Origin of the sequence: Bradyrhizobium sp. CCBAU 21365, from assembly GCF_015291305.1 — a bacterium.
GTDB classification, from domain to species: domain Bacteria; phylum Pseudomonadota; class Alphaproteobacteria; order Rhizobiales; family Xanthobacteraceae; genus Bradyrhizobium; species Bradyrhizobium elkanii.
The window spans coordinates 7,184,737-7,209,627 of record NZ_CP030036.1; the positions used below are offsets into that span (position 1 = coordinate 7,184,737).

Below are 24,891 nucleotides of genomic sequence, written 5' to 3' on the forward strand. Positions count from 1 at the left end.
CTGTCGTCGCGGACAAGCCGGTTTGTGCGGGGGCCGGCTGGTCTGTTTTCGATTGCTTCCGCGGAGACGACTGGAATGCCCAAAGGTACAGTGAAGTGGTTCAACCCGACGAAGGGCTATGGATTCATCCAGCCCGCAACGGGCGGCAAGGACATTTTCGTGCATATTTCAGCAGTTCAGAAGGCTGGTCTTCAGACCCTGAACGAAGGCCAATCCGTCGAGTACGAAGAGATCGCTAATCGCGGCAAGACGTCAGCCGAGAATCTCAAGGTCTAGCGTATCAGCGCCAGATCCGGCGGCGCACTCTCGGATACCGTCCGGGAGTGGGGGCCGACCCAACATCAGACAACGTGACGTTCGGCGGGGCGGGCACGATGCCCGCGCGCCACGCCGTTGAGCTTTTTTTCGGCCGCCATCGCCAGCGCGCGCCGACGTTCATCCTTTGCTCCAGCAAAGCGCGCGGCCGCTGAGTTGCCGCGTCACAGGCAGGTGCCGCTCTGGCCGTTGCCGCACGGCACCCGCTTCGACAGCTCCTGAACCTTGCGCTTCGACTCGGCCTGCGCCAGCACGTCGAACACGCTTGCCGGCGTGAGCTGCGTTGCCTTGCGGAAGTCCTCGGTCGCCTTGTCGGCATGGTTGAGCGCCTCCTGCGCCTTGGCGCGGGCGAACAGGCCCTCCACCGTCTCCTTCTGCGCAATCGCCCGGTCGAGATCCTCGACCGCCTTGTCGTAGTTGCGCAACGCCGACCAGGTGATGCCGCGCAATGTCAGCGCCGGCTGATAATCGGGCCGCGCAGAGAGGATGAAGTTGAGATCCTTCATCGCGTTATCCGGCTTCTTCAGCCCGAGATAGGCCCGGGCGCGCAGCACATGCGGGAAGGCATCGTTGGGCGCCCGCGTGATGATCTGGTCGAAGGCAGCGATGGCGCGGTCGTACTGTGACGAGGTCAGCATCGCGAGCCCGCGGCCGAGTTGGGCCGTCGGATTGTTCGGGCTTCGCTCCAGCACAGCGTCGATATCGACCAGCCCCTCATCGGCACGGCCCTTGAGCATCAGCGCGAGGCCGCGCCACGATTTGGCGACCAGATTGGTCGGCACCAGCGCCAGGGCCTGATCGAAATCCAGCAGCGCCTTGTCGAGCTGGTTGAGACCGATATGGGCGAGCCCGCGCTCGGTGAAGGCGAGCGTCTCCTTGGGATTCAGCGAGATCGAATGATCGTAGTCGGCGAGTGCGTCCTGCACCTTGCCGGTGCCTGCCTTGACGAGGCCGCGCGCCAGATAGGCCAACGAATTGTTCTGATCGAGCGTGATGGCACGTCCGGCATCAGCCATGGCCTCATCGAACTGCCGCATGCCGGCGGCATTGAGCGCGCGGGACGCCAACAGCTGCGGATCGTCCGGCTTGAGCTTGAGCAGGGCATTGAGATCGTTGCGCGCGTCCGCCAACCGGCCGAGCCTTGAATAGGCCAGTGCACGCAGGCGCAGCGCAGCCTCGTTGCGGGGGTCGCCGCCCAGCACCTGGGTGAGATTGGCAACAGCGCCCGCGTTGTTGCCCTGTGCGACGAACTGCTTGGCCTGCTCGACCTGCTGGTTACCCGCCGCCGGCGCGGCTGGCCGCCCCGCCATTGCACCTGGCGGCGGTGCGGCCTGTGGCGGCGCGGCGCCGCCTGCTGCCTTGGCGAGTTCGGCCTGCATCGCGACCGCCTGCTGGCGCTGCTGCTGGATTTCCTTGTTGTCGGGAAGAGCCGTCAACAGCCGGTCGAAGTCGGCAATCGCGCGGGTATAGTCGCCCTTGGCGCTGTAGAGCTGGGCACGGGCGAAATAGGCGTTGCGCTCGGCCTGCGGCGCCTGCGCGATCGCGCGCGAGAAATCCTCGATCGCGCGATCCATGTCGCCCTTGCGGCGATAGGCCTGACCGCGCCAGTAGAACGCATTCGGCGTGCTCGCGTTGACGGCAATCGCGGTGTTGGCGTCGGCCAGCGCCGCATCGGGCTGTCCGGATTCGACATAAGCCCGCGCGCGCCCGACATGGGCAGCGGGGAGATCCGGCCGCAACGTGATCGCCTGACCGTAATCCGAGATCGCATCGCTCCAGGCGTGCTGGTCGGCGCGAAGATTGCCGCGCGCCAGGAAGCCGAACGGGTTCTTCGGCTCGAGCTCGATCGCGCGATCGAAATCGGCGCGGGCCTGATCCGGGCTGCCCTTGCGTTGCTGGACATAGCCGCGCGCGATCAGCGCCGGCACGAATTGTCCATTCAGCTGCACCGCCGCATCGGCATCGCTGAGGGCCTGATCGATCTTGCCGCGCGCGATGTCAAATCGCGAGCGGCCGGTGAAGGCCTTGGTGCGATCCTCCGTGGAGCGTGCGGTATCGTTGATGATGCCCGAGCACGCCGCCTCGGCCTTGTCCGTCGGCGGCCCGCCGCAATCCTCGACATCGCTCGCGCGGGCCGGGCCGGCGAACACAGGCCCAAGCAGCAACGCAAGCGCCAGCAGCTGTGGGAAACGAACGCCGCCGGCGGCGGCGTCAATGCAGATCGAGCGTGAACGCATGTGGTAGCCTCGGGTGACCGAATGCTGCCGGTGTTAACGCGTCACTTGGTTCTTATGGTGATGGGCGCTGAACGTATTTTTTGGAACCATATCGTTCGAAGCTTACTGTTCGAATCCTGACGTTCGGTTCCAGCGTCACGCGGAACGCTATCGCTGCGATCAATGAGGTTGGAACGGCGCGGAACGCGCAGCTGCAATGCGCAGCCGTTCAATCTTCCGTCACCCATTTGGCGATGGTCATGACGTCAGGCGGTTGCAGATAGCCGCGGGGCCACAGATCGATGGCCCATTCCACCTTGCTCGCGCGTTCGACGAGAACGGCGGTATTGTGCGGCGTTTGCGCCAACGAAAATCCGCGGTAGTGGGGATCCCCGACGTCGTGAAACCTGAACAGGTTCCACGCCTGCATCACCAGCATCAGGCTGGTCGTGTTCCGCGTGGTGTCCCAGCAATCATAATTATGCTTGTCGTCGTTGGCGCGAAAATCCGCTTTCGCCACGCGCTTGTCGGTGCCGAGGATCGGCCCCATGCGGCGGTCGAACCAGATCACGGCCTTTTGCACGGCCGCGCGTTCGGCAGCGGCATTGGCGCGGCCCGCGGCCATGATCTTGGCCAGGGCCGCTCGGTCGGCTGCGCTGAAGTCGAGCATCTCGCGACGTCGGCAGACGAAGCCGTAACAGACCGTCATCCCCGTCGCCGATGGCGGATAGATCGAGACCGAGGTGTAGAGCTGCATGATGCCGGAGCTGAGTTCGGCCGCGCGGGCCGGCATGGCTGACGGCAACGACAGCATGAGCACAGCAAGCGCGCCGGCAAATCCGGCCCGCTTCATTCGTATCGGCTGATCAGCGTCTTTCATGAACCACCGCCCCAACTCGACCAAAGGATTATCGCGGGTGCGCCACGATGCCAAGACATCCGGCGCATGGCTGTGGATCAGACCGGCAGCGGCGCGTCGCGCTTGACTTCCTCCATCACCGCGTAGGTTCGCGTCTCGCGTACGCCCGGCAGCGCCAGCAGGGTCTCGCCGAGAAACCTGCGATAGGCGGTCATGTTGGCGACCCGCGCCTTGACCAGATAGTCGAAGCCGCCGGCCACCATGTGACATTCGAGCACTTCCGGCGCGGTCTGGACCGCCCTGGCGAACTTCTCGAATACATCGGGCGTGGTCTTGTCGAGCAGCACCTCGACAAACACCAGAAGGCCAAGCCCGAGCCGGTGCGGATTGAGCCGCGCGCCATAGCCCTCGACGAAGCCGTCGCGCTGCAGCCGCTTCAGCCGTTCGCCGACCGAAGTCGGCGACAGGCCGATCCTCTCGGCCAGTTCCACATTGGCAATCCGGCCATCCCCTTGCAGGATCGAGAGGATTTTGCGGTCAATCTTGTCGATATCAGTCATATCTACGGCAATTATCGAATTGATCCTGATTTTCTAAGGCAAATCTGCTAATTTGTCTATCGAACTACGGTTCGCTAGCGCGTACGTGTTCCCACACAATCTCAAGGAACCGCCATGCCAGACCCGTCGCTGCTCCCGTCCCCGTTCAGCGCGCCCTACGCGCCCGACGACGCCGCCATCGCCGCCCGCCTGCGCCAGGACGCGAAGCTCGGCGCGGAGGCGGAGGCGCAGATCGACCGCACCGCAACCCGCCTGATCGAGGCGATCCGGGCCAATGACGATCCGCTCGGCGGGGTCGAGGACATGCTGCGGGAGTTCGCGCTTTCGACCAAGGAAGGGCTGGCGCTGATGGTGCTGGCGGAGGCGCTGCTGCGGGTCCCGGACGCGCGCACCGCCGACCAGTTCATCGAGGACAAGCTCGGCCAGGGCGACTTCGTGAACCACGAGACCAGATCGAGCGCGTTCCTGGTCAACGCCTCGGCCTGGGCGCTCGGCATGTCGGCCCGCGTGATCCAGCCCGGCGAGACGCCGCAGGGCACGATCGGGCGGCTGACCAAGCGGCTCGGTGCGCCGGCGGTGCGCGCCGCGACGCGGCAGGCGATGCGGCTGATGGGCAGCCATTTCGTGCTCGGCGAGACCATTGAGGCGGCGCTGTCGCGCGCGCAATCGCACACGGCGCGCGGCTCGCGCTATTCGTTCGACATGCTCGGCGAGGGTGCGCGCACCGCCGACGATGCCCATCGCTATTTCGAATCCTACGCCCGCGCGATCGAGGCGATCGGCAAGGCGGCCGGCGACCAGCCCCTGCCCGACCGGCCCGGCATCTCGGTGAAACTCTCCGCGCTGCACCCACGCTTCGAGGCGGTGAGCCACGCGCGGGTGATGACCGAGCTGGTGCCGCAGCTGATCGATCTCGCCCGCCGCGCCAAGGCGTTCGACCTCAACTTCACCGTCGATGCCGAGGAGGCCGACCGCCTGGAGCTGTCGCTCGACGTCATCGCCGCCGCGTTCGCCGACCCCTCGCTCGCCGGCTGGAGCGGCTTTGGCCTCGCAATCCAGGCCTATCAGAAGCGCGCCGCTGACGTCATCGACTATGTCGATGCGCTGACGCGCGCGCTGGACCGCAGGATGATGGTGCGCCTGGTCAAGGGCGCCTATTGGGACACCGAGATCAAGCGCGCGCAGGAGCGCGGGCTCGACGGCTATCCGGTGTTCACCCGCAAGGCGATGACCGACCTGAACTACGTCGCCTGCGCGCGCAAGCTGCTGGCGCTGCGGCCGCGGCTGTTTCCGCAATTCGCCACCCACAACGCGCTGACGGTCGCAACCATCCTCGACCTCGCCGACGATCCCTCGAGCTTCGAATTCCAGCGGCTGCACGGCATGGGAGAAGCGCTTTATGCGCAGCTCGGCGAGGACCGGCCCGAGATCGCCCACCGCACCTATGCGCCGGTCGGCAGCCACCGTGATTTGCTCGCCTATCTGGTGCGGCGGCTGCTCGAGAACGGCGCCAACTCGTCCTTCGTGGCGCTGGCCGCGGACAATCGCGTGTCCATCGTGGACCTGCTGCGTCGCCCGGCCGAGATCGTCGGCACCGACGACAAGGCGTCGCACGCCGCGATTCCGTTGCCGGCCGAGCTTTATCGGCCGCAGCGCGAGAATTCGCACGGCATCGAATTCGGCGAACGCAAGGCGCTCGACACGACGACATCGGCGATCGCGGCCGAGCGCAAGGCCCCGCCTTCCATCACCCCATCAACCACCGAGCAGGCGAATGCCGCCGTTGCCGCGGCGCGCCGCGGCTTCAAGGCCTGGAATGCTACGCCGGCCACAAAACGTGCGGCGATCCTGGACAAGGCCGCCGACCTGCTCGAGCAGCGCCGCGCCCACTTCCTCGCTCTGCTGCAAAGCGAGGGCGGCAAGACGCTCGACGACGCGCTATCGGAAGTGCGCGAGGCGATCGACTTCTGCCGCTATTATGCCGCGCTGGGGCAAAAGCTGTTCGGCGAAGGCGAGACGATGCCGGGCCCGACCGGCGAAAGCAATGTGCTGGAGCTGCACGGCCGCGGTGCGTTCGTCGCGATCTCGCCGTGGAATTTCCCGCTCGCGATCTTCCTCGGCCAGGTGACGGCGGCATTGATGGCCGGCAATGCGGTGATCGCAAAGCCGGCCGAACAGACGCCGCGCATCGCAGCCGAAGCCGTCGCCCTGCTGCATCAGGCCGGCGTCCCGACATCGGCGCTGCATGTGGTCCAGGGTGACGGCGCGGTCGGCGCCGCGCTGGTGGCGCATCCTGCCATTGCCGGGGTCGTCTTCACCGGCTCGACCGAGGTCGCGCGATCGATCAACCGCACGCTCGCGGCCAAGGACGGCCCGATCGTGCCGCTGATCGCCGAAACCGGCGGCATCAATGCCATGATCGTCGACGCCACCGCGCTGCCCGAGCAGGTCGCCGACGACGTCGTGACCTCGGCGTTCCGCTCCGCCGGCCAGCGCTGCTCGGCGCTGCGGCTGCTTTTCGTGCAGGACGACGTCGCCGACCGCATGATCGAGATGATCGCCGGCGCCGCACGCGAATTGAAGATCGGCGATCCCTCCGAGCCGTCGACGCATATCGGACCGGTGATCGATGCCGAGGCCAAGCAGCGGCTCGATGCGCATATCGCGCGGATGAAGCAGGAGGCGCAGGTCCATCTCGCCGGCGAGGCGCCATCAGGCAATTTCGTCGCGCCGCACATCTTCGAGCTGTCGGCGGCCGGGCAACTGAAGGAAGAGGTGTTCGGCCCGATCCTGCACGTGGTGCGCTACCGCGCCGACAAGCTCGGCGAGGTGCTGACCGCGATCGAGGCGACCGGGTTCGGGCTGACGCTCGGCATCCATTCCCGCATCGACGACACGATCGAGCACGTGATCGACCGCCTCCAGGTCGGTAACATCTATGTCAACCGCAACATGATCGGCGCCGTGGTCGGCGTGCAGCCGTTCGGCGGCAGCGGCCTGTCCGGCACCGGCCCCAAGGCCGGCGGCCCGCATTACCTCGCGCGCTTCGCCACCGAGCAGATGATCACGATCAACACCGCCGCCGCCGGCGGCAATGCGGCGCTGATGGCGGGGGTGGAGTAAGCGCTTCACCCTCCCCTGGAGGGGGAGGGTCGTGTCGCATCGCGCGAAGCGAGATGCGGCGCGGGGTGGGGTGAAGGTCCCTCCACGCGAACGCTGCCCGTGTTGAGAGATTCACCCCACCCCGTCTCACATTCGCCTCGCTCAATGTGAGCCGACCCTCCCCCTCCAGGGGAGGGTAAGAAAGTGCCGTTGCATCGTGCCCCCCAGATGGGTCAAATGGCGGTCCGATCGGGATCATTGCTTACGATAATTCCAGCTACCGGAAAAACACCAACAAGCGCCACGGGAGCGACGGCACGATGGAAAAAGGCATTTTTGACGGGCTCAAGGTCCTGGACTGCGCGAGCTTCATCGCGGCGCCCGCGGCCGCCACCGTGCTGTCCGACTTCGGCGCCGACGTCATCAAGATCGAGCCACCCGGCGCCGGCGACCCCTATCGCAATCTGCCCAACCTGCCCGGCTATCCATCGAGCGAGCACAATTTCGCGTGGATGCTGGAAGCCCGCAACAAGAAGAGCCTCGCGCTCGACCTCACCAAGCCCGACGCGCAGCAGGTGCTGTACAAGCTCGTCGCCGAGGCCGACGTGTTCATCACCAACATGCCGCCGCAGGTACGCCAGAAGCTCGGCATCACCCACGACCATCTTGCCCATCTCAACGACCGGCTGATCTACGCCTCCTTCACCGGCTATGGCGAGAAGGGCGAAGAGGCCAACAAGCCCGGCTTCGACTCCAACGCCTACTGGGCCCGTTCCGGCCTGATGGATCTGGTGCGCGCCGACGAGGAGACCACGCCGGCGCGTTCGGTCGCCGGCATGGGCGATCACCCCTGCGCGATGGCGTTCTACGGCGCGATCGTCACCGCGCTGTTCCAGCGCGAGAAGACCGGCAAGGGCTCGCACGTCTCGACCAATCTGATGGCCAACGGCGTCTGGGCCAACGGCGTGCTGGCGCAGGCCAAGCTCGCCGGCGCCAAGTTCAAGAAGCGCAAGCCGCGCGAAGAGGCGCTGAACGCGGTCACCAACCACTACAAGTGCAAGGACGGCCGCTGGCTGATCCTGTCGCTGCTCAACGAAGACCGGCAATGGCCGACGCTGGCGCGCTGCATGGGCCGCGAGGACCTCGTCGCCGATCCGCGCTTCGCCACCAAGGCCGACCGCCATGCACGCTCGGTCGAGCTGATCAAGATCTTCGACGAGGTGTTCGCCGGCAAGGACCTCGCCGAATGGCGCAAGATCCTCGACGGCAATGGTCTCGTGTTCGGCGTCGTCGGCATCCTCGACGACATCCCGAACGACAAGCAGATGATCGAGAACGAGGTGCTGGTGCGCTTCGAGAACGACACCATGCTGACCGTCAACAGCCCGATCTTCATCGACGGCGCGAGGAAGGTGCAGCCGCGCAAGCCGCCCGAGGTCGGCGAGCATTCCGACGAGATCCTGCGCCAGGCCGGTTACGACGAAGCCACGATCCAGAAGCTGCGTGCATCCGGCGCAGTGGCGTAGCGGACGATCCCCGTCGAGCGTCGCTTCAGCGCGTCATCCAGGCCCAGACCAGGGCCACCGCGATGATGCCGACGATGACCGCGAGCCCGATCGCCCAGCTGCTGACGCGGACGGCGCTGACCGCCTGACGCTCGGCCTCGTTGGCCGCGATCTCGCGGTCGCGCTGCTTGTCGTCCTCGGGAGCACTCATCGGCCGGTCTCCGCTCAAGGCTGGGCTGTTCGGGATATGGTCGCGACGTGGAATGTAGCATCGAATAATGACGCGCAGCCGCTTCGGTTCCGGCTGAAATCACCGGCCTTTCACGAAGCACATGCCGATGCGCGAGGCCTTCCCGGCAACCTGGCAGGCAAGGCCCTCGGCACAGGTCCAGCCGCGGAAGCTGCGGTCGCTCTCGGCCGGCCTCGCGCCCGGCAGATAGCAGTGCGCGCCCCAGCCGTCGCTGTATTCGGTGCCGGCAAGCTCGGTGCTGCCGCGCGGCTGCGGCCGGTTGGAGAAGCCGCGCGAGAAGTCCGGCGCCTTGCCGTCGCGGAAGCTTGCAAGGATATCGCGGCGGCGAGGCTGGTCGCCGAAGAAATGCGGCGAGGCCGGCACCACGGTGGAGTTCGACGGCTTTGCCGCCATCCAGTCGACGCCGGGGAAATGGAAGCCGCCGATGCCACGAGTCTGGTGGCAACCGGCGCAGGTGACATCGTTGAGGCGCCGCTCGAAGCCGGCCAGCGACTGGATGTTTTGCAGCTTCGTTCCGTCGGCCGCAGCCTTCTGCAGGGCGCCGACGACGTCACCGTCCGAGAACACCGCATTGCCGGCCGTGCTGTCGCCCTGCACCATGCCGAACTCGGGCTCCAACTCGCTGACATCGAAACCGGTCGGCGTCGGCGCGACCGCTGCGGTCGCGAGGAAGCGATCCGGGATCAGCAAGGTGCCGCGATCGAGCTCGGCAAAATGCCTGGGATCGAGCAGCCACGCCTTGAAGTCGCGCCTCAGCGCCTCGTCGGCCAAGATGCGGTCGCGATCGATCTGGTTCTCCAGCGGCGCTTCGGCAAAGCGCTTTGCCGCGCCGTCATAGTCGAACACTTTGAGCAGATAGTCGGTGCGGAAATCGCGCACCGCGGATTTCGGCGCGTGCGCGATCTGCAGATTGGTCTCGATGCGATCGATATTGCGCGCATCGATCAGGTCGAGCGGACCATCCTTGCCGGACAGTTTCTCCATCGCCGGCGGCGCGCTGCCGGTCGCGAGCCAGCGCCGCGCGATGTCGCGGCAGCCGAGCGATGCGTCGTTGCCGTCGCCCTTCGCCTTCAGCACAAGGTTCAGCGTCATCGGCAGCCGCTGCGACACCGCGTTCTCGCCGATCGGCGGCACATCGGTGCGGGTCAATCGGTAGATCAGCCGGATCTCGCCGCAGTCTTTCGGCGCCACATAGGCACGGTCCATGCGGTTGACGATGCCTGACAGCACGAAGCGGACGTCGGCGGATTCAAGCAGCGCGCGGTCGAACAGCTGAAACGCGAAGCCGTCGCCGACACCGATGCTCTCATTCGGCAGGCTTGACTCATGCTTTGCGACGTAGCGATCGAATTCGCGATCCAGCGCCTCGCGCACCGGCACCATCGCAGGCAAAGCGAACAGATCGCGGTTGGACGGCGGTGTGTCGGCGGAACGCTCGGGTGCGAGCATCCGGCCGAGGTTGAAGCGGCCGTGATCGAGCGCGCGCAGGATGGCGGGATCGATCACCGCCGCGCCGCGCTCGAGCGCGCGATCCTCGGCGGCACGCGCGGGCACGGCGCCGCAGAGCAGAACGGACATCAGCAGGAGGCATTTCAGCGCGCGGCTCATGCCCTCACTAACACCGCGCGGCAAACCCTATTCAAGAAAAAAGGCGCTTCACATCGTGGTGAAGCGCCTTGGTGTTGTCGTGTTGCGGAGATCATAGCGTTTTCGAGCGAAGTGGACCCCGGTTCGCGTGAAGAAAACGCGTCCAAGCGACGAGCTAGATCTTCGGTTCTGATTCAATCAGAATCGAGAATGCTCTAGCGCGAAACGATCAGGCCCTTGCTGGTGATGACCACCCAACGCCCATCCTGCTTGCGGATGGCGTCGACACGGCCGAGGCCCGGGACGGGGTCGCCGGCGTAAACCTCGTAGATGCCGCCGCGGCCCTCGATCAGCGCGCCGCCATTGCCGACGTCGCGCAGCGCCCAGCCGTCGACCACCGGCAGGCGGCCGACCTCGGGCCTGGGCGCGGCGGGCGCCGCCGCGGCAGTCGCCGGGGTGACCGAGCCCGTGACCTCGCGGGCGGGCGTCGCCGCGGCGACGGTCGTCTGAGGCGTGGCGCGAAGCTTGTCGACCGCCTCGCTGAGCTTGTTGAGCTTGGCCATCGGCTCGGCCTGGGCCTTCTCGACCTTCTCGATCCGGTCGCTGGCCTTGCTGAACTGGGCCTGGCCGGCCTTGGCGGTCTGCTCGACGCTGGCCTTCAGCGCGGCGATTTCGGACTCGATCCGGGCGAGCGCGGCATCGGCCGCTTCCTTCGCCGCCGCGTCCCTGGCAGCCGTATCCGTCGCGGAGGCGACGGCGGGGGTGGCAAGATGGCCGAGCCCTGCGGTCGCGAGCGCACCGCCGATGGCGCCGGCCACGGTCGCCAGCGCGATCACCGCGGCCATTGCCCCGATCCGGCGCGTGCCGGCCGGCTTGCCTGCCGCCTTGGCCGCCTGTTCGGCGCCCGGCCTGGATGCGGTCGCCTCATGGTCCCAGGTGCGGTCACCCGGCGCCATGATCATCAGCTTGCCCGGAAAATGCGGCTCTTCCCGCTTGCCGGTCTCGACCTTGGGAACGTCCATACTGGTCGGCTCGATCATGGACTCGATCTTGGGCGGTTCAACCTTCGAGGGTTCAATCTTGGACGCGTCCATCCGGGGGGCGTCCGCCTTCGGCGACGTCTCTTCCTGCTCGGGCGCAAGCCGGGGAGCTTCGACACCGGCCGCGGCCATCACAGGCTCGCTTTTCGCCGCCATTTCGGCGCCGGTTTGACCGCTGACCGGCTCGCTCTGCTGCTCACTCACGTTCAAAGTCTCCAGACTAGGTTGACAATTCGGTAACTTTTATTGCTTGCGAAATGGTTACCCCGCTCCGCCATTACCTAAATTTTAGGGAGTTTTCCGGGCCGGATTTGGGCGATGCTGCCCTGCGGCAATCTGCGCCACTTCCGTTTGCGCGCGGCGCTTTCCCGATTAACATACCGCCATCTTCCAGCCAGAAGGCAGGAGAGCGCAATGACGATCGAGAAATGCATCAAGGAATTTGGTGTCGATGACGTCATCTTTGAGGAAGGCTCGACCGGCCGCGAGCTGTTTGTCGTGCTCGACGGCAAGGTCGACATCGCCAAGATCGATCGCGGAAACAAGACTGTTATCGTCAGCCTCGGCAAGGGCGAGTTCTTCGGCGAGATGGCCGTGATCGACGGCTCGGCGCGCTCGGCGACCGCAATCGCCTCCGCGCCCGCAACGCGGGTGATGCGGATCAACCACGCCCGCTTCGTCTATCTGGTCAGCCAGCAACCGGCGTTTGCGCTGATGGTGATGGATGCGCTCTCGAAGCGCCTGCGCGCATCCAACGCGGTCACTTACCGGACGGCGGCAACCCCATGAGCGACCGCAAGCCAAGTCCGTTCAAGACGCTGTTCGACGCCGAGGTCGCAACGCTGATCCAGGCCGCCGACGACGTCTATCAGATCCGCTTCAAGAACCGTGCGGCGAACGCCTATCTGGTGCGCGGCAGCAAGCGGACGATCATGATCGACGTCGGACTGTCGAGCAATTATCCATCGCTCGTCGCCTGTCTCAACCATCTCGGGGTGACGCCCGAGATGATCGACATGGTGGTGCTGAGCCATGAGCATCTCGACCACATCGGCGCGGCCTATCATTTCCACGGCAGCGCCTATATCGCCGCGCACCGGCTCGCCGCCAACAAGATCATGCTGCGCGACGATTTCTCGATGCTGCGCAAGATGTTCAACGAGCCGAACGTACCGATCGATATCGACATCTGGCTCGAGGAAGGCAACCTGATCGACCTCGGCAATTTCCGCCTCAACGTGATGTACACGCCGGGGCACACCTCGGCCTGCATCACGCTGTTCGACCAGGACAAGGGCCTGCTGTTCGCCGCGGACACGCTGATGCCTGGCGGCGTGATGGGCGGCGTGTTCGGCTCCGGCTCGATCGCCGACTACATCCAGTCGCTGGAGCGGCTGAAGGGCCTCAACTCGAAGATCCTGCTGTCGGGTCATGGCCGGCTGTCCGATACACCGCAGGACGATGTGCGGATCGCGCTGCAGCGCTCGCACGGCCTGCTCGAGGACACCGCGCAACTGTTCGACGCGCTCGATGCGCGCTCGAATTTCGAGCCGATCATGCAGTCGGTGCGCGACCTCAACAAGCTCGACGATTGAGCTCAATCCTTCCCCGTCGTTGCGAGCCAACGGGTCGCAATGACGTTCGGGCGACCGAGCACCTTCACATTTGACAAATCCGCGCGCGGCCTGTTCAACAGCGGCAACAACAACGCTGAAGAAACAGGGAGCGAGGACCATGAAGCTTTACGACTCGATCGGACCCAATCCGCGCATCGTGCGCATGTTCATGGCGGAGAAGGGCATCGAGATACCCAAGCAGACCGTCGACCTGCGCAAGGGCGAGAACCGCGAGACGGAACACCTGAAGCGCAATCCGCACGGCCAGATGCCGGCGCTCGAGCTGGACTGCGGCAACTACCTCTCCGAGATCACCGCGATCTGCGAATATCTCGAGGAGAAGCACCCCTCGCCCGCGATGATCGGCACCACGCCGGAAGAGCGCGCGGAATGCCGGATGTGGACGCGCCGCGTCGATCTCAACATCGCCGAGCCGCTCGCCAACGGCTACCGCTTCGGCGAAGCGCTGAAATTCTTCGAGAAGCGCATTCCCGTTGCGCCCGAAGCCTCGCCCGGCCTGAAGATGATCGCCGCCAACCGCATCAAGTGGCTTGATGACCAGATGGGCGACGGCCGCGACTACATCTGCGGCAAGCGCTTCACGCTCGCCGACATGCTGCTCTATTGCTGGCTCGATTTCGGCAACCAGGTCGGCCAGCCGCTCGACCAGTCGAACGCCAACATCGTCGCCTGGTTCAACCGCGTCGGCGCGCGGCCATCGGTGAAGGCGTAAGCGCGCCACTCGTCGTTGCGGGAATCCTGATGTTGTAGCGCGAGATTCGGGGTTCGATGCTCTCGCATCGCCCCGGAATGACGCGCTCAAATCACCACCGGCTTATCCGGCAGCTCATTCGGGCCGGCCGGAGGCGGAAAATATTTCGCCAGCTCGCGCGACACCGCCTCAATCCCCTTGATCACGCCCTGCTCGAAGCGGCCTGCCCGGAAATCCGTTTCCATCGTGCGGCAGATCGCCTCCCAGCCGGCATGGCCGACCTTCGCGTCGACGCCGCGGTCGGCGACGATCTCGACATCGCGGTCGGCGAGCAACAGATAGATCAAGACGCCATTGTTGTGATCGGTGTCCCAGATCCGCAAATGCGAGAACACGTCGAGCGCGCGCTCCCGTGCAGGCTGGTTGCGGAACAGCGGCACGCCGTCGAGCGCGCCCTCGACGACGAAACGTATCTGGCCGGAATGAGTGGCCTCGCCGGCCTTGATCGCCCGCTCGATGGCGTCGAGCACGCGCGGCGGAAAATCACGCCGCACCCGCCAGCGGTGTTCGAGCAGATGCTTGCCGATGCGCTTGATGCCCATGCCTACCAGCTCCCCGAGGCGCCGCCGCCGCCGAAGCTGCCGCCTCCGCCGCTGAAGCCGCCGCTATCGCTCGAGCTCGAGCCGCTGCTCCAGCCCCCGCCGCCGGACCAGCCGCCGGAATAACCGCCGCCGCGACGGTACGGTCCCGAGCCTGCCGCCGGACCGCCAAAGTTCAATCCGCCGAAGATCAGCGCCGCAACGGCGGCGAACAGGCCGACCACCAGCGCCGTGGCGAGCGAGCCGGCCATCATCCAGGTGAAGACGCCGACGATGCCGCCGGTCGCGACCGAGCCCAACAACCGCCCCAGCAGGGCGCGCAGGAAACCTGCCACAATGATGACGCCAAAGATCACGACCGGATTGGCGAAATCGACCAGGTTCGGCGCCTGCCAATGCTCGGGCTCCGGCGCCGGCAACTGCTCGCCATTGATCAGGCGGACCATCCGGTCGACGCCGGCCGAAATGCCGCCGGCGAAATCGCCGGCCTTGAATTTCGGCGTGATGTCTTCGTCGATGATGCGGTGGGTGACGGCATCGCTCAGCACGCCTTCGAGGCCGTAGCCGACCTCGATGCGCAAATGCCGGTCGTTCTTGGCGACGACAAGAAGCGCACCATCATCGACTTTCTTGCGCCCGATCTTCCAGGCCTCGGCCACGCGGATCGAGAACTGCTCGATGGTTTCTTCGCCGGTGGTCGGCACGATCAGGACCGCGATCTGGCTGCCCTTGCGGGCCTCCAGGTCCTTCAGCCGGTCTGTCAGCGATGCGATATCGCCGGCGGACAGCGTCCCGGTCTGGTCGACGACGCGGCCGGTGAGCGGAGGCACCGCGACCTCGGCCCATGCCGGGCACACGAAGCCCAGCAGGAAGGCGAGCAGGATAACGCGTGCGGCGGTCATCGCGATGCGCGCACTCCGGCGTTATTTCGACGGCGCCGGTGACGGATTATTGAAATCGACCTTCGGCGCGGTCGATATTTCCTTTTCATTGTCGACCGTGAAGTTGGGCTTCTCCTTGTAGCCGAACGCCATCGCGGTCAGATTGTTCGGGAAGGTGCGGATGCCGACGTTATAGTCCTGCACCGTCTTGATGTAGCGATTGCGCGCCACCGTGATGCGGTTCTCGGTACCCTCAAGCTGCGCCATCAGGTCGCGGAACAGCGCATCCGATTTCAGCTGCGGATAGTTTTCGGTGACGACCAGCAGCCGCGACAGCGCGCTGGTCAATTCGCCCTGCGCCTGCGTGAACTTCTGGAACGCTGCCGGATCGTTGAGCACCTCGGGCGTTGCCTGGATGCTGCCCACCTTGGCGCGCGCGTTGGTGACGCCGAGCAGCACGTCCTTCTCCTGCTGCGCAAAGCCCTTCACCGAGTTGACCAGGTTGGGCACGAGATCGGCGCGCCGCTGGTACTGGTTCACCACCTCCGACCAGCTCGACTTGACCTGCTCGTCGTTGGTCTGGATCGCGTTGTAGCCGCAGTTGGTCAGGCTCAATGTCGCCAGCGCTGCGAGCACGGTCCAAAGCTTGCGCATGAAGATGGTCCTCCCCGGTGGATTCTGCATCAGCTTAACAGATTTTCGCCGGATAATCCCGTGCGGCGGATTTCGCGGCTTCTTTTGCGGATGATGACGCTTGCCTATCCCTGCCCGCGCCGTTCATCATGGCAAAAAAATCGATCGCGGGAGGATCCATTGGCGTCTGAACAATTCGAGACGATTGTCGTCGAACGGCCCGAGCCCGCGATTGCGCGGATCGTGATGAACCGCCCCGAGGCCCGCAACGCCCAGAACCTGCAAATGACCTACGACCTCAACGCTGCCTTCGACCGGGCGGTGCAGGACGACGCGGTCAAGGTCATCATCCTCGCCGGCAACGGCCCGCACTTCTCGGCCGGTCACGATCTCAGGCCAGGGGCCAAGAACCAGGCGGGTGTCGATTTCCCGCCAGTCGGAAATTGGGGCGGCTTCGCTGAGCCGAACGCCCATGGCCGTTTCGCGCGCGAGCAGGAGATCTACCTGCAGATCACAAGGCGCTGGCGCAATCTGGCAAAACCGACGATCGCCGAGGTGCACGGCAAGTGCATTGCCGGCGGGTTGATGCTGGCCTGGGCCTGCGACCTGATCGTTGCCAGCAACGATGCCGAGTTCTGCGACCCCGTGGTGACGATGGGCGTCTGCGGCGTCGAATGGTTCGTGCACCCCTGGGAGATCGGCGCGCGCAAGGCCAAGGAGATGCTGTTCACCGCCGACGTCTGGAGCGCCGACGAGGCGCATCGCCTCGGCATGGTCAATCACGTGGTGCCGCGCGGCGATCTCTCGTCCTTTACGCTGGCGCTGGCGCGGCGGATCGCGGCAAAGCCCGCCTTTGCGCTGAAGCTTTCCAAGGAAGCGGTGAACCGCTCGATCGACATCATGGGGCAGCCTGCCGCGATCGATCAGGCCTTCGCGCTGCATCAGCTCTGCCACGCCCACAACCTGCAGGAATTCGGCATGGTGGTGGACCCCGCGGGTCTGCATCCCTCCGTCAAGAAAACCGCCAACGTGTAGTCAGCCAGATGGACCTCACCCTCAGCGACGAGCAGCGCCTGCTGCGCGAAAGTGCCGACCGCTTCGTGGCGGAAACCTTTAACCCCGAGCATCGCAAGAAAGCGGCGAACGATCCGCTGGGCTATTCGCCCGCAATCTGGAAACAGTTCGCCGAGCTCGGCTGGCTGGCGCTCCCGATCAGCGAAGCCCATGGCGGGCTCGGCGGCGGCGCGATCGAGATCGGACTGTTGATGGAAGCGTTCGGCCGCGGGCTGGTGTCCGAGCCGTTCCTCTCCACGGTCGTGATCGGCGCCGCGCTGGTCGCCGAATGCGGCACCGAGGCGCAGAAGCAGGCGACCCTGCCCAAAATCGCCGAGGGCGCGCTCACGCTCGCCTTCGCGCATTCCGAGCGCGCCGCGCGCTTCGACCTCGGTTATGTCGACACCACGGCCAGCAAGACCGCCGATGGCTGGCGGTTGAACGGCAGCAAGATCGCCGTGCTCGACGGCGCGGCGGCCAGCCGGATCATCGTCTCGGCCCGTATCGCCAACGCCAATGGTGCATCCGGCAAGCTGGGCCTGTTCCTGGTGCCGGCGGGAACGCCCGGACTCACCTTGCGCGATTACGCGCGGCTCGGCGGCGGGCGCGGCTGCAATCTCGATCTCAAGGACGTGCAGTTGCCCGCCGATGCGCTGCTCGGCGACGGCAGCGATGCGCTGCCCGCGATCGAAACCGTGGTCGACCGCGCGATGGCCGCGCTCGGCGCGGAGGCGGTCGGCATCATGCAGACGCTGCTCGACACCACGCTCGAATATACCAAAATCCGCAAGCAGTTCGGCCGGCCGCTATCGGCCAACCAGGTGATCCGCCATCGCCTCGCGGACGTGGCGATGCAGGTCGACGAGGCGCGCTCGATGGCGTTGCGCGCCGCGCTGATGGCCAATGCCGAGCCCGTGGCCCGCGGCCGTGCGGCGTCCGGCGCCAAGGCGAAGATCGGCAAATGCGCGCGCTTCGTCGCCGAGCAGGCGGTGCAGCTACACGGCGCGATGGGCGTCACCGAAGAGCTCGACATCGGCGCCTATTTCAAGCGGCTGCTCGCCTTCGACACGCTGTTCGGCAACAGCGCCCATCACTATCGCCGCCACGCCGCGCTGAGCGGCCGCGCCCACGCCTAACAGAGAGCGCACCATGGATCTCACCTTCAGCGCCGAGGAACGCGCCTTCGAGCAGGAAGTCCGCGATTTCATTGCCGGAAGCCTCACGCCGGAGATGAAGCGCGCCACCGCGCTGACGCCGTCGGTGTTCTCCGACCCCGATATCGGCATGGCCTGGCAGCGCGCGTTGCACAAAAAGGGCTGGGGTGCGCCGGGCTGGCCGGTGGAGCATGGCGGACCAGACTGGACGCCGGCGCAGCGCTGGATCTTCGAGGCCGAGTGCGCCCGCGCCGGCGTGCCCAATGTCAACGTGATGGGGGTGAAGATGGTCGGCCCCGTCATCATCGGGTTCGGCTCGCCCGAGCAGCAGAACTTCTACCTCCCGCGAATCCTCTCCGGGGAGGATTACTGGTGCCAGGGCTATTCCGAGCCGGGCTCGGGCTCCGACCTCGCCTCGCTGAAGACCCGCGCGGTGCGCGACGGCGGCGACTACATCATCAACGGCACCAAGATCTGGACCACGCACGCCCACCACGCCAACCGCATGTTCGCGCTGGTGCGCACCAATGACGGCGAACGGCAGCAGGACGGCATCAGCTTCATCCTGATCGACATGAAGACGCCGGGCATCACCACGCGCCCGATCCTGACCATCGGCGGCGACCACGAGGTCAACCAGGTGTTCTTCGACGATGTCCGCGTGCCCGTCGCCAACCGCGTCGGCGAGGAAGGCAAGGGCTGGACCTATGGCAAATATCTGCTGGAATTCGAGCGCGGCTCCGGCATCGCGTCGGCCAAGCTACGCGAGGCGCTGAAAACAATCTCCGATCTCGCGGGCTCCGACGTCACCGGCCGCGCCATCGAGGATCCCGATATCGCGATCCGGATGTCGGAGGCCGAGGTCGATATCGATGCGCTCGAGATGACCGAGCTCAGGGTGCTGTCGGCGCTGCAGACCGGGCAGAATCCGGGCGCGGTGTCGTCGCTGATCAAGCTCCGCGTCAGCGAGATCCGCCAGGCGGTGACGCGGCTCGGCGTCGACGTGATCGGCCAGGACGGGCTTGCCGTCGAGCCGGCGCGGCCGTTCTACCGGCTCAACCACGAGCCGGCGATCCCCGAAGAACTGCTGCCGGTGGTGCCGGAATATCTCAACGGCCGCGCCTATACGATCTTCGGCGGATCGTCCGAGATCCAGCGCGACATCATCGCGAAGATGGTGCTGGGGCTGTAGGGCACCGTCGTTCCGGGGCATCGCAGAGCGATGAACCCGGAACCTCGATGTTGTGGCGAGATTCCGGGTTCGCGCTGGCGCGCGCCCCGGAATGACACTACGCCGCCCCCACCTTGGCGTCGCGGATCGCCTGCCATATCTTGGCCGGCGTCAGCGGCGTATTGAGCTGCGTGATCCCGACCTCGCTCAGCGCATCCATCACGCCGTTGGTGATGCAGGGCGGGCCGCCGATCGCACCGGACTCGCCGCAGCCCTTGGCGCCCAGCGGATTGGTCTTGCACGGCGCGGAGCCATCGAGCGTCACCGTGATCGGCGGAATGTCGTCCGCGCGCGGGATGCAATAATCCTGATAGCTCGCGGTCAGCAGCTGGCCTTCTTCGCTATAGGCCACGCCTTCATACAACGCCTGGCCGATGCCCTGGACAACGCCGCCATGCACCTGCCCCGTCACCAGCATCGGATTGACCGCGACGCCGACGTCGTCGACCGTGGTGTAGCGCACCACCCGCGTGACGCCGGTCTCGGGATCGATCTCGACCTCGCAGATATGCGTGCCGTTCGGCCAGCTCGGCCCGTCGACATTGCCCTCGCTCTCGACCGAGAGCTTTGCGCCGTTCTCCTTGGCCGCGATCTCGAACAGGCTGATGCGCCTGTCGGTGCCGACCACCGTGAGGAAGCCGTCGCGATACTCGATGTCCTCGACGGAGGCTTCCAGCAAATTGGAGGCCTTGTCGCGCGCCTTGTTGATCATGTCGTTGGTCGAGACCGCAACCGCGGTGCCGCCGACGAACAGCGAGCGCGAGCCGACGCTGCCGAAGCCGGTGGCGAGGTCGGTGTCGCCCTGGACGACGTCGATCTTGTCCATGGAGATGCCGAGCGTATCGGCAACCATCTGGGTGTAAGTGGTCGCGAGGCCCTGCCCCATCGCCATCGTACCGGACCAGAGGATCACGCGGCCCTCGGCGGTCGCGTGCAGCGAGACCTTCTCGGTGTGGGCGCGGCCGCCGGTCCACTCGATGTAGCTGGTCAGGCCGCGGCCGTAGAGCAGGCCCTTCTTCTTCGCCGCCTTCTTGCGCGCGGCAAAGCCGTTCCAGTCGGCCAAATCGGACGCGCGCTCCAGCATATGCGCGAAGGCACCGGAATCGTACACCTGGCCGACCGCATTGGTGTAGGGCAGCTGCGCCGGCTTGATGTAGTTGACCTTGCGGATGGTGCGCGGGTCCATGCCGATCTGGCGCGCGGCGGCGTCGAACAGCCGCTCGACGATGAACACCGCCTCGGGCCTGCCGGCGCCACGATAAGCGCCGACCGGCGCGGTGTGGGTCATCACCGACTTCACCTCGAAATGCACCAGCGGGAGGTCGTAGACGCCGGTCTGCACGAACGGGCCGAGCACCAGCGGGATGATGTTGGCGGTGCCCGACGAATAGGCGCCGGTGCCGCCGATCGAGCGCACCCGATAGGCCAGCACGCGGCCCTTGGCGTCGAGCGCGAACTCGCCGGTCGAGGTGAGGTCGCGGCCATGGGTACCGCCGACGAACTCGTCGGTACGGTCGCCGCGCCAGCGGATCTTCTCATTCAGCTTGGTCGCGGCATAGGCGACGATGCCGTCTTCCGGATACAGGCTGGTTTTCTGGCCGAAGCCGCCGCCGATGTCGCCGACCAGCACGCGCACGCTGTCCTTCGGACGCTTCAGGATCGATTCCGCCAGCAGGTCGCGGGTCGAGCCCGGGGTCTGCGATTGCACGTGGAGGATCAGCCGCCCGGTCTTCTTCTCGATCTCGGCAATGGTCGAGCGCGGCTCCATCGCCGACGGCACCAGGCGCTGGCTGACCAGATCAAGCGACACCTTGTGCGCGGCATTGGCGAAGGCTTCCTCGACCTTGGCGGCATCGCCATAGCTCATCGCGGCCACGATGTTGTCGGGCGCCTCCGGCCAGACCGCCGGCGCGCCCGGCTTGATCGCCTCGACCGGATCGACCACCGAGGGCAGCACCTCGTAATCGATCTCGATCGCTTCGGCCGCGGTCTGCGCCAGCACGCGCGAGGTCGCGACCACGGCCGCGACGCCCTCGCCCGCGTAACGCACCACCTCATGCGCCAGCAGGCGCCGCGGCGGCACGGTCATCGGCGAGCCGTCGGGCCGCTTGAAGATCGCAAGCGTCGGCAGCGTGCCGATATCGTCCTTGACGAGGTCGGCGCCGGTATAGACGGCCTTGACGCCGGGCATCTCCAGCGCCGCCTTGGCGTCGATCGACTTGATGTTGGCGTGGGCGTGCGGCGAGCGCAGCACGTGCAGCCACAGCGCGCCGTCCTGCGGCTTGTCGTCGATGAAATGCCCCTTCCCGGTGACCAGCCGCTGGTCCTCCAGACGCTTGACTGGCTGGCCCGCACCAAAACGCATATTGCCGGGAAGAATGTTCATCAGAGGGTCCTTCGAGCTTCCAAGAATTTCCAGAGAATTTGGCGGGGGTTTTAGCGGATTTTGGCGGCCTGACAACCACGCGCCGGCCGGAGGACAGGCGCCTCGTCGCGCGGCGCGCGAAAGCACAATCCGGTGGCACGCGTCAGGCCAGTGACGACATTATTGCGCCCGGCCGATATCGACGATGGCGACCTCGACATCGCGCGCCGAGCCGTCGCGGTTCACGCTGAGCCGCACCTTCTTGCCGACCCCGATCTGCTCGAGCTGGTCGGCCAGATCGGAGAGCCGATGCACCGGCTTGCCGTCGATCGCCGTGATCACGTCGCCGAGCTCACCGGTCGACATGTCGACGCCGCGTATCCCGGCGCGCTCGGCCGGCGACCCCGGTGTCGTGCGCACCACGATCAATCCTTCGGCACCGATACGGGTGGCGACCGCCTCATTCGCGGTCACGATGCCGATTCCCGGCGTCGGCACGCGGCCGTTGCGGATCAGCTCGGGCACCACGCGATTGACGATGTCGACCGGGATCGCGAAGCCGATGCCGGCATTCGAGCCCGACGGCGACAGGATCGCCGTGGTCACGCCGATCAGCCGGCCGGCGGAATCGAGCAACGGGCCGCCGGAATTGCCCGGATTGATCGCGGTGTCGGTCTGGATCACGTTGGAGATCTCGCGGCCGCTCGAGGTCGGCAGCCGGCGCTTGAGCGCGCTGATGATGCCGCTCGACATCGATTGATCGAGCCCGAACGGGTTGCCGATTGCATAGGCAAACTGGCCGACCTTCAGATCGGACGAGCTGCCGAGCGCCAACGACGGCGGCAGCTTGCGCGCGCTGCGGATGCGCAGCACGGCCAGATCGTAATTCGGCGCCGTGCCGACGATTTCGGCGCGTACCGCTTCGCCGGAGGCAAAGCGGATCGCGACCTGGCTTGCGTTCTGCACCACATGGTTGTTGGTGACGACGTGGCCGTCATTGTCCCAGACAATGCCGGTGCCCGACGCCGCACCGCCCTCCTGCTCCTCGCTCAGCGGATTGGCAGCGTTTTGCGTCACCACCTGCACGACCGACGGCGAGACCTTCTCGAAGATCTCGACATTGGCCTTTTCGGCATCCGACAGCGCGCCGCGTTCGGCGACCGCGCGGGCAACCGGGCCACTCCACGGCGCCTGTCGGATGCTGCCGGCCGCGAATATCAGCAGAACGGCCGCAATCACGGCCAGGACAAGGACGGTACGCCGATTCATTGGTGTGCTCCACGCAACAAACGCGCTGACCAAGCGGAGGTTTCCGGAATAGCCAAGGCGGATTGCCCGGCATTTTGCCGCGCAGCCCCCGACGGCTTCAGGCCAGATCGCGCAACGCCGCCTCGACCACCTTGCGCTGCTCGGCCGTGAGCGGCGCCTGCGGCGGCACGGGATCGCCGACGTCGTAGCCCTGGCTCGCGAGCCCGGCCTTGATGCAGGCGGCGAGGTTGAAGCGGGCAAACGCCTCGTTGATGCGCCACAGCTTGCGCTGCAAGGTCATCGCCTCGTCCCAGCGGGTGCGACGGCACAGATTGTAGAGCTCGACGCTCTGCCGCGGGATGATGCAGGCCGGGCCCGCCATCCAGCCGTGGCCGCCGATCAACATCACCGCGGCCGGAATATGGGCCGAGGCCGAGAACACTTTGAGGCTGTCGCCGCAGCGGTTCATGATCGACAGCAGCCGCCCGGTGTTGGTCGAGGCGTCCTTGATGTAGCCGATGCGCGGATGCCCGGCGAGCCGCGCGATGACGTCGAGCGTGAGGTCGGAACGCTGGAAATTCGGATTGGTGTAGATCACGACCGGAATGTCGACGGCATCGGCGATGGCGCGGAAATAGGATTCGACCTGCGCATCAGCGACCGGGAAATAGGCCTCCAGGATCGCGAGGATGCCGGTCGCGCCGCGCTTCTGGTAGGCCTTGGCCTGCGCCACCGCATCCGCCGTCGAGGTCGAGGCAACGCCGGCGATCACAGGCACGCGGCCCTGCGCGGCCTCGATCGTGGTCGCCACCACCTGCATGCGCTGCGCATTGTTGAGATAGGCGAACTCGCCGGTCGAGCCGAGCGGCGTCAAGCCGTGGACGCCGGCCTTGATCAGATCGTCGCAGAGCCGGCCCAGCACCTCGGTGCGGACATGGCCGGCGGGGTCGACCGGGGACACCAGGTACGGAAAGACGCCGTGGAAATCAGCCATTTGCGAGCCTCGTTGACGGCGAGACATAGTCGGGATCGTGCGCAAAGGGAAGCGGCGCACCGCTGCGCAAGGCGCCGAGCACCGCTGCGAAATCCGTGCCAGCGCGGAAACCGAGCAGGCGCTCGGCCTTGCTCGCGTCGTAGATCCGGCCGATCGATTTCGGCAGGTGCCAGCCGCGCCGCGCGAACAGCGCCGGCGCATCGGGGAAGGTGCGCCCGATCACCCCGGCCGCATCCGTCTTCAGGTCGGCGACATCGCTGCGCGCAAACGGCGTCGGCGCGCTGATCACAAAGACCTCGAAGCCGCGGATCTTGTCCAGCGCCACGACATGGGCATCGGCGGCGTCCTCGACGGTGAGGCGGCGGTACAGCAGCTCTGTCGCCTTCAGGTTCTCGCCATGGATGTCGCGGATGGTGTCGTCATCCTCGGGGAAGAAGCGGCTGGTGCGCAGCACCGCGCAGTTCAGCCCGTGCTCGCGGCTATACAGACGGCACAGCCCTTCGGCGGCGAGTTTTGTCACTCCGTAAATGTTGCGCGGCTCGAGCGGTCCTGTCGTCTCGTCGAGCCACACCGCAGCATGGCCTTCCTCGTCGCGGATCGCCTGCGAGATCATTAGCGAGGTCGTGGAGGTGAAGACGAAACGGTCGTGGCCGGCAGCCACTGCTGCCTGCAGCAAATTGAGCGTGCCTGTGACGTTGACGTCGACAAAGGCCTGCGGCGCGAACCGCGCGATATCGGGCTTGTGCAGCGCGCCGCCATGGATCACGGCCTCGATGCCGCGATCGGCGAACACGCGATCGACCACCGATCGTTCGGCTACCGAACCTGTAACATCGGTCGCCTCGCCCGGGACGACGTCGAGGCCGACCACGTCATGGCCGGCCTGTCGAAGCCGCGGCGCGAGGAAACGGCCGAGCCAGCCGGAGGAGCCGGTCAACAATATTCGCATGAATTCCGCCCGGCCCGCGCCT

Annotated in this window: 22 protein-coding genes; 9 read left to right on the forward strand and 13 right to left on the reverse strand. The window is 66.1% G+C overall.

From position 1 onward, the window contains the following. Positions 1–75 precede the first annotated feature (75 nt). Complete coding sequence (locus XI02_RS33790; protein ID WP_016842427.1) at positions 76–276, forward strand: cold-shock protein; 201 nt, start codon at positions 76–78, stop codon at positions 274–276. A gap of 203 nt (positions 277–479) precedes the next feature. Here the strand turns inward: XI02_RS33790 and XI02_RS33795 are convergent, their stop codons facing one another. The 3 genes from XI02_RS33795 to XI02_RS33805 form a co-directional block, all read right to left on the reverse strand. Beyond that, on the reverse strand, positions 480–2,552 hold the full coding sequence (locus tag XI02_RS33795) for a tetratricopeptide repeat protein (protein ID WP_172647230.1): 2,073 nt from the start codon (positions 2,550–2,552) through the stop codon (positions 480–482). Between the two features lie 208 nt (positions 2,553–2,760). Then, on the reverse strand, positions 2,761–3,384 hold the full coding sequence (locus XI02_RS33800; protein ID WP_172649101.1) for a hypothetical protein: 624 nt from the start codon (positions 3,382–3,384) through the stop codon (positions 2,761–2,763). A 104-nt stretch (positions 3,385–3,488) separates the two neighbouring features. Then, a complete protein-coding gene (locus tag XI02_RS33805; RefSeq protein WP_172647229.1) occupies positions 3,489–3,950 on the reverse strand; it encodes an Lrp/AsnC ligand binding domain-containing protein in 462 nt (153 codons plus the stop codon). A 114-nt stretch (positions 3,951–4,064) separates the two neighbouring features. Here XI02_RS33805 and putA point away from each other — a divergent pair, with 114 nt between their 5' ends. Both putA and XI02_RS33815 read left to right on the forward strand, forming a co-directional pair. Next, the gene (putA, locus tag XI02_RS33810) at positions 4,065–7,073 is read left to right on the forward strand and encodes a bifunctional proline dehydrogenase/L-glutamate gamma-semialdehyde dehydrogenase PutA (protein WP_172647228.1); all 3,009 of its coding nucleotides are present in this window, start codon (positions 4,065–4,067) and stop codon (positions 7,071–7,073) included. A gap of 299 nt (positions 7,074–7,372) precedes the next feature. Further along, entirely contained in the window at positions 7,373–8,578 is a 1,206-nt protein-coding gene (locus XI02_RS33815) for a CaiB/BaiF CoA-transferase family protein (RefSeq protein WP_172647227.1), read from the forward strand. Between the two features lie 25 nt (positions 8,579–8,603). Here XI02_RS33815 and XI02_RS33820 read toward each other — a convergent pair whose 3' ends face one another. From XI02_RS33820 to XI02_RS33830, 3 genes are all read right to left on the reverse strand, one after another. Continuing rightward, positions 8,604–8,768 (reverse strand): hypothetical protein, encoded by a 165-nt coding sequence (locus tag XI02_RS33820; protein ID WP_016842419.1) that lies wholly within the window; start codon positions 8,766–8,768, stop codon positions 8,604–8,606. A 99-nt stretch (positions 8,769–8,867) separates the two neighbouring features. Then, positions 8,868–10,415: a hypothetical protein gene (locus tag XI02_RS33825; protein WP_172647226.1), complete on the reverse strand. Its 1,548-nt coding sequence runs from the start codon at positions 10,413–10,415 to the stop codon at positions 8,868–8,870. Between the two features lie 194 nt (positions 10,416–10,609). Further along, positions 10,610–11,644: a hypothetical protein gene (locus tag XI02_RS33830; RefSeq protein ID WP_172647225.1), complete on the reverse strand. Its 1,035-nt coding sequence runs from the start codon at positions 11,642–11,644 to the stop codon at positions 10,610–10,612. Between the two features lie 204 nt (positions 11,645–11,848). Here XI02_RS33830 and XI02_RS33835 point away from each other — a divergent pair, with 204 nt between their 5' ends. The 3 genes from XI02_RS33835 (at position 11,849) to XI02_RS33845 (ending at position 13,783) form a co-directional block, all read left to right on the forward strand. After that, positions 11,849–12,223, forward strand: a complete 375-nt coding sequence (locus XI02_RS33835) for a Crp/Fnr family transcriptional regulator (protein WP_018273297.1) — start codon at positions 11,849–11,851, stop codon at positions 12,221–12,223. Next, complete coding sequence (locus XI02_RS33840) at positions 12,220–13,029, forward strand: MBL fold metallo-hydrolase (RefSeq protein ID WP_028334939.1); 810 nt, start codon at positions 12,220–12,222, stop codon at positions 13,027–13,029. Before XI02_RS33835 ends, XI02_RS33840 begins: the two co-directional genes overlap by 4 nt. 139 nt (positions 13,030–13,168) lie before the next feature. Then, positions 13,169–13,783, forward strand: a complete 615-nt coding sequence (locus XI02_RS33845) for a glutathione S-transferase family protein (protein WP_016842412.1) — start codon at positions 13,169–13,171, stop codon at positions 13,781–13,783. Positions 13,784–13,869: 86 nt separating this feature from the next. Here XI02_RS33845 and XI02_RS33850 read toward each other — a convergent pair whose 3' ends face one another. Genes XI02_RS33850 through XI02_RS33860 form a run of 3 tightly spaced genes read right to left on the reverse strand, consistent with a single transcriptional unit; the run spans position 13,870 to position 15,896 of the window. Then, a complete protein-coding gene (locus tag XI02_RS33850) occupies positions 13,870–14,364 on the reverse strand; it encodes a TPM domain-containing protein (protein ID WP_172647224.1) in 495 nt (164 codons plus the stop codon). 2 nt (positions 14,365–14,366) lie between these two features. Further along, a complete protein-coding gene (locus XI02_RS33855) occupies positions 14,367–15,263 on the reverse strand; it encodes a YgcG family protein (protein WP_172647223.1) in 897 nt (298 codons plus the stop codon). A gap of 21 nt (positions 15,264–15,284) precedes the next feature. Continuing rightward, positions 15,285–15,896, reverse strand: a complete 612-nt coding sequence (locus XI02_RS33860) for a LemA family protein (protein WP_016842409.1) — start codon at positions 15,894–15,896, stop codon at positions 15,285–15,287. A 159-nt stretch (positions 15,897–16,055) separates the two neighbouring features. Here XI02_RS33860 and XI02_RS33865 point away from each other — a divergent pair, with 159 nt between their 5' ends. From XI02_RS33865 to XI02_RS33875, 3 genes are read left to right on the forward strand one after another with little or no spacing between them, the layout of a single operon-like run. After that, the gene (locus XI02_RS33865) at positions 16,056–16,910 is read left to right on the forward strand and encodes an enoyl-CoA hydratase (protein ID WP_172647222.1); all 855 of its coding nucleotides are present in this window, start codon (positions 16,056–16,058) and stop codon (positions 16,908–16,910) included. Positions 16,911–16,918: 8 nt separating this feature from the next. Then, positions 16,919–18,064 (forward strand): acyl-CoA dehydrogenase family protein, encoded by a 1,146-nt coding sequence (locus XI02_RS33870; protein WP_172647221.1) that lies wholly within the window; start codon positions 16,919–16,921, stop codon positions 18,062–18,064. A gap of 13 nt (positions 18,065–18,077) precedes the next feature. Next, positions 18,078–19,274, forward strand: coding sequence for an acyl-CoA dehydrogenase family protein (locus XI02_RS33875; RefSeq protein ID WP_172647220.1), 1,197 nt, complete (start codon positions 18,078–18,080; stop codon positions 19,272–19,274). 97 nt (positions 19,275–19,371) lie between these two features. Here XI02_RS33875 and XI02_RS33880 read toward each other — a convergent pair whose 3' ends face one another. The 4 genes from XI02_RS33880 to XI02_RS33895 all read right to left on the reverse strand — a co-directional run bounded on the left by XI02_RS33880 (position 19,372) and on the right by XI02_RS33895 (position 24,869). Beyond that, complete coding sequence (locus XI02_RS33880; RefSeq protein WP_194483252.1) at positions 19,372–21,699, reverse strand: xanthine dehydrogenase family protein molybdopterin-binding subunit; 2,328 nt, start codon at positions 21,697–21,699, stop codon at positions 19,372–19,374. A 159-nt stretch (positions 21,700–21,858) separates the two neighbouring features. Then, positions 21,859–22,947: a S1C family serine protease gene (locus tag XI02_RS33885; RefSeq protein WP_172647218.1), complete on the reverse strand. Its 1,089-nt coding sequence runs from the start codon at positions 22,945–22,947 to the stop codon at positions 21,859–21,861. Between the two features lie 97 nt (positions 22,948–23,044). After that, complete coding sequence (locus XI02_RS33890) at positions 23,045–23,920, reverse strand: dihydrodipicolinate synthase family protein (protein WP_016842404.1); 876 nt, start codon at positions 23,918–23,920, stop codon at positions 23,045–23,047. After that, positions 23,913–24,869: an NAD(P)-dependent oxidoreductase gene (locus XI02_RS33895; protein ID WP_069279486.1), complete on the reverse strand. Its 957-nt coding sequence runs from the start codon at positions 24,867–24,869 to the stop codon at positions 23,913–23,915. Before XI02_RS33895 ends, XI02_RS33890 begins: the two co-directional genes overlap by 8 nt. Between the last annotated feature and the right edge of the window lie 22 nt (positions 24,870–24,891).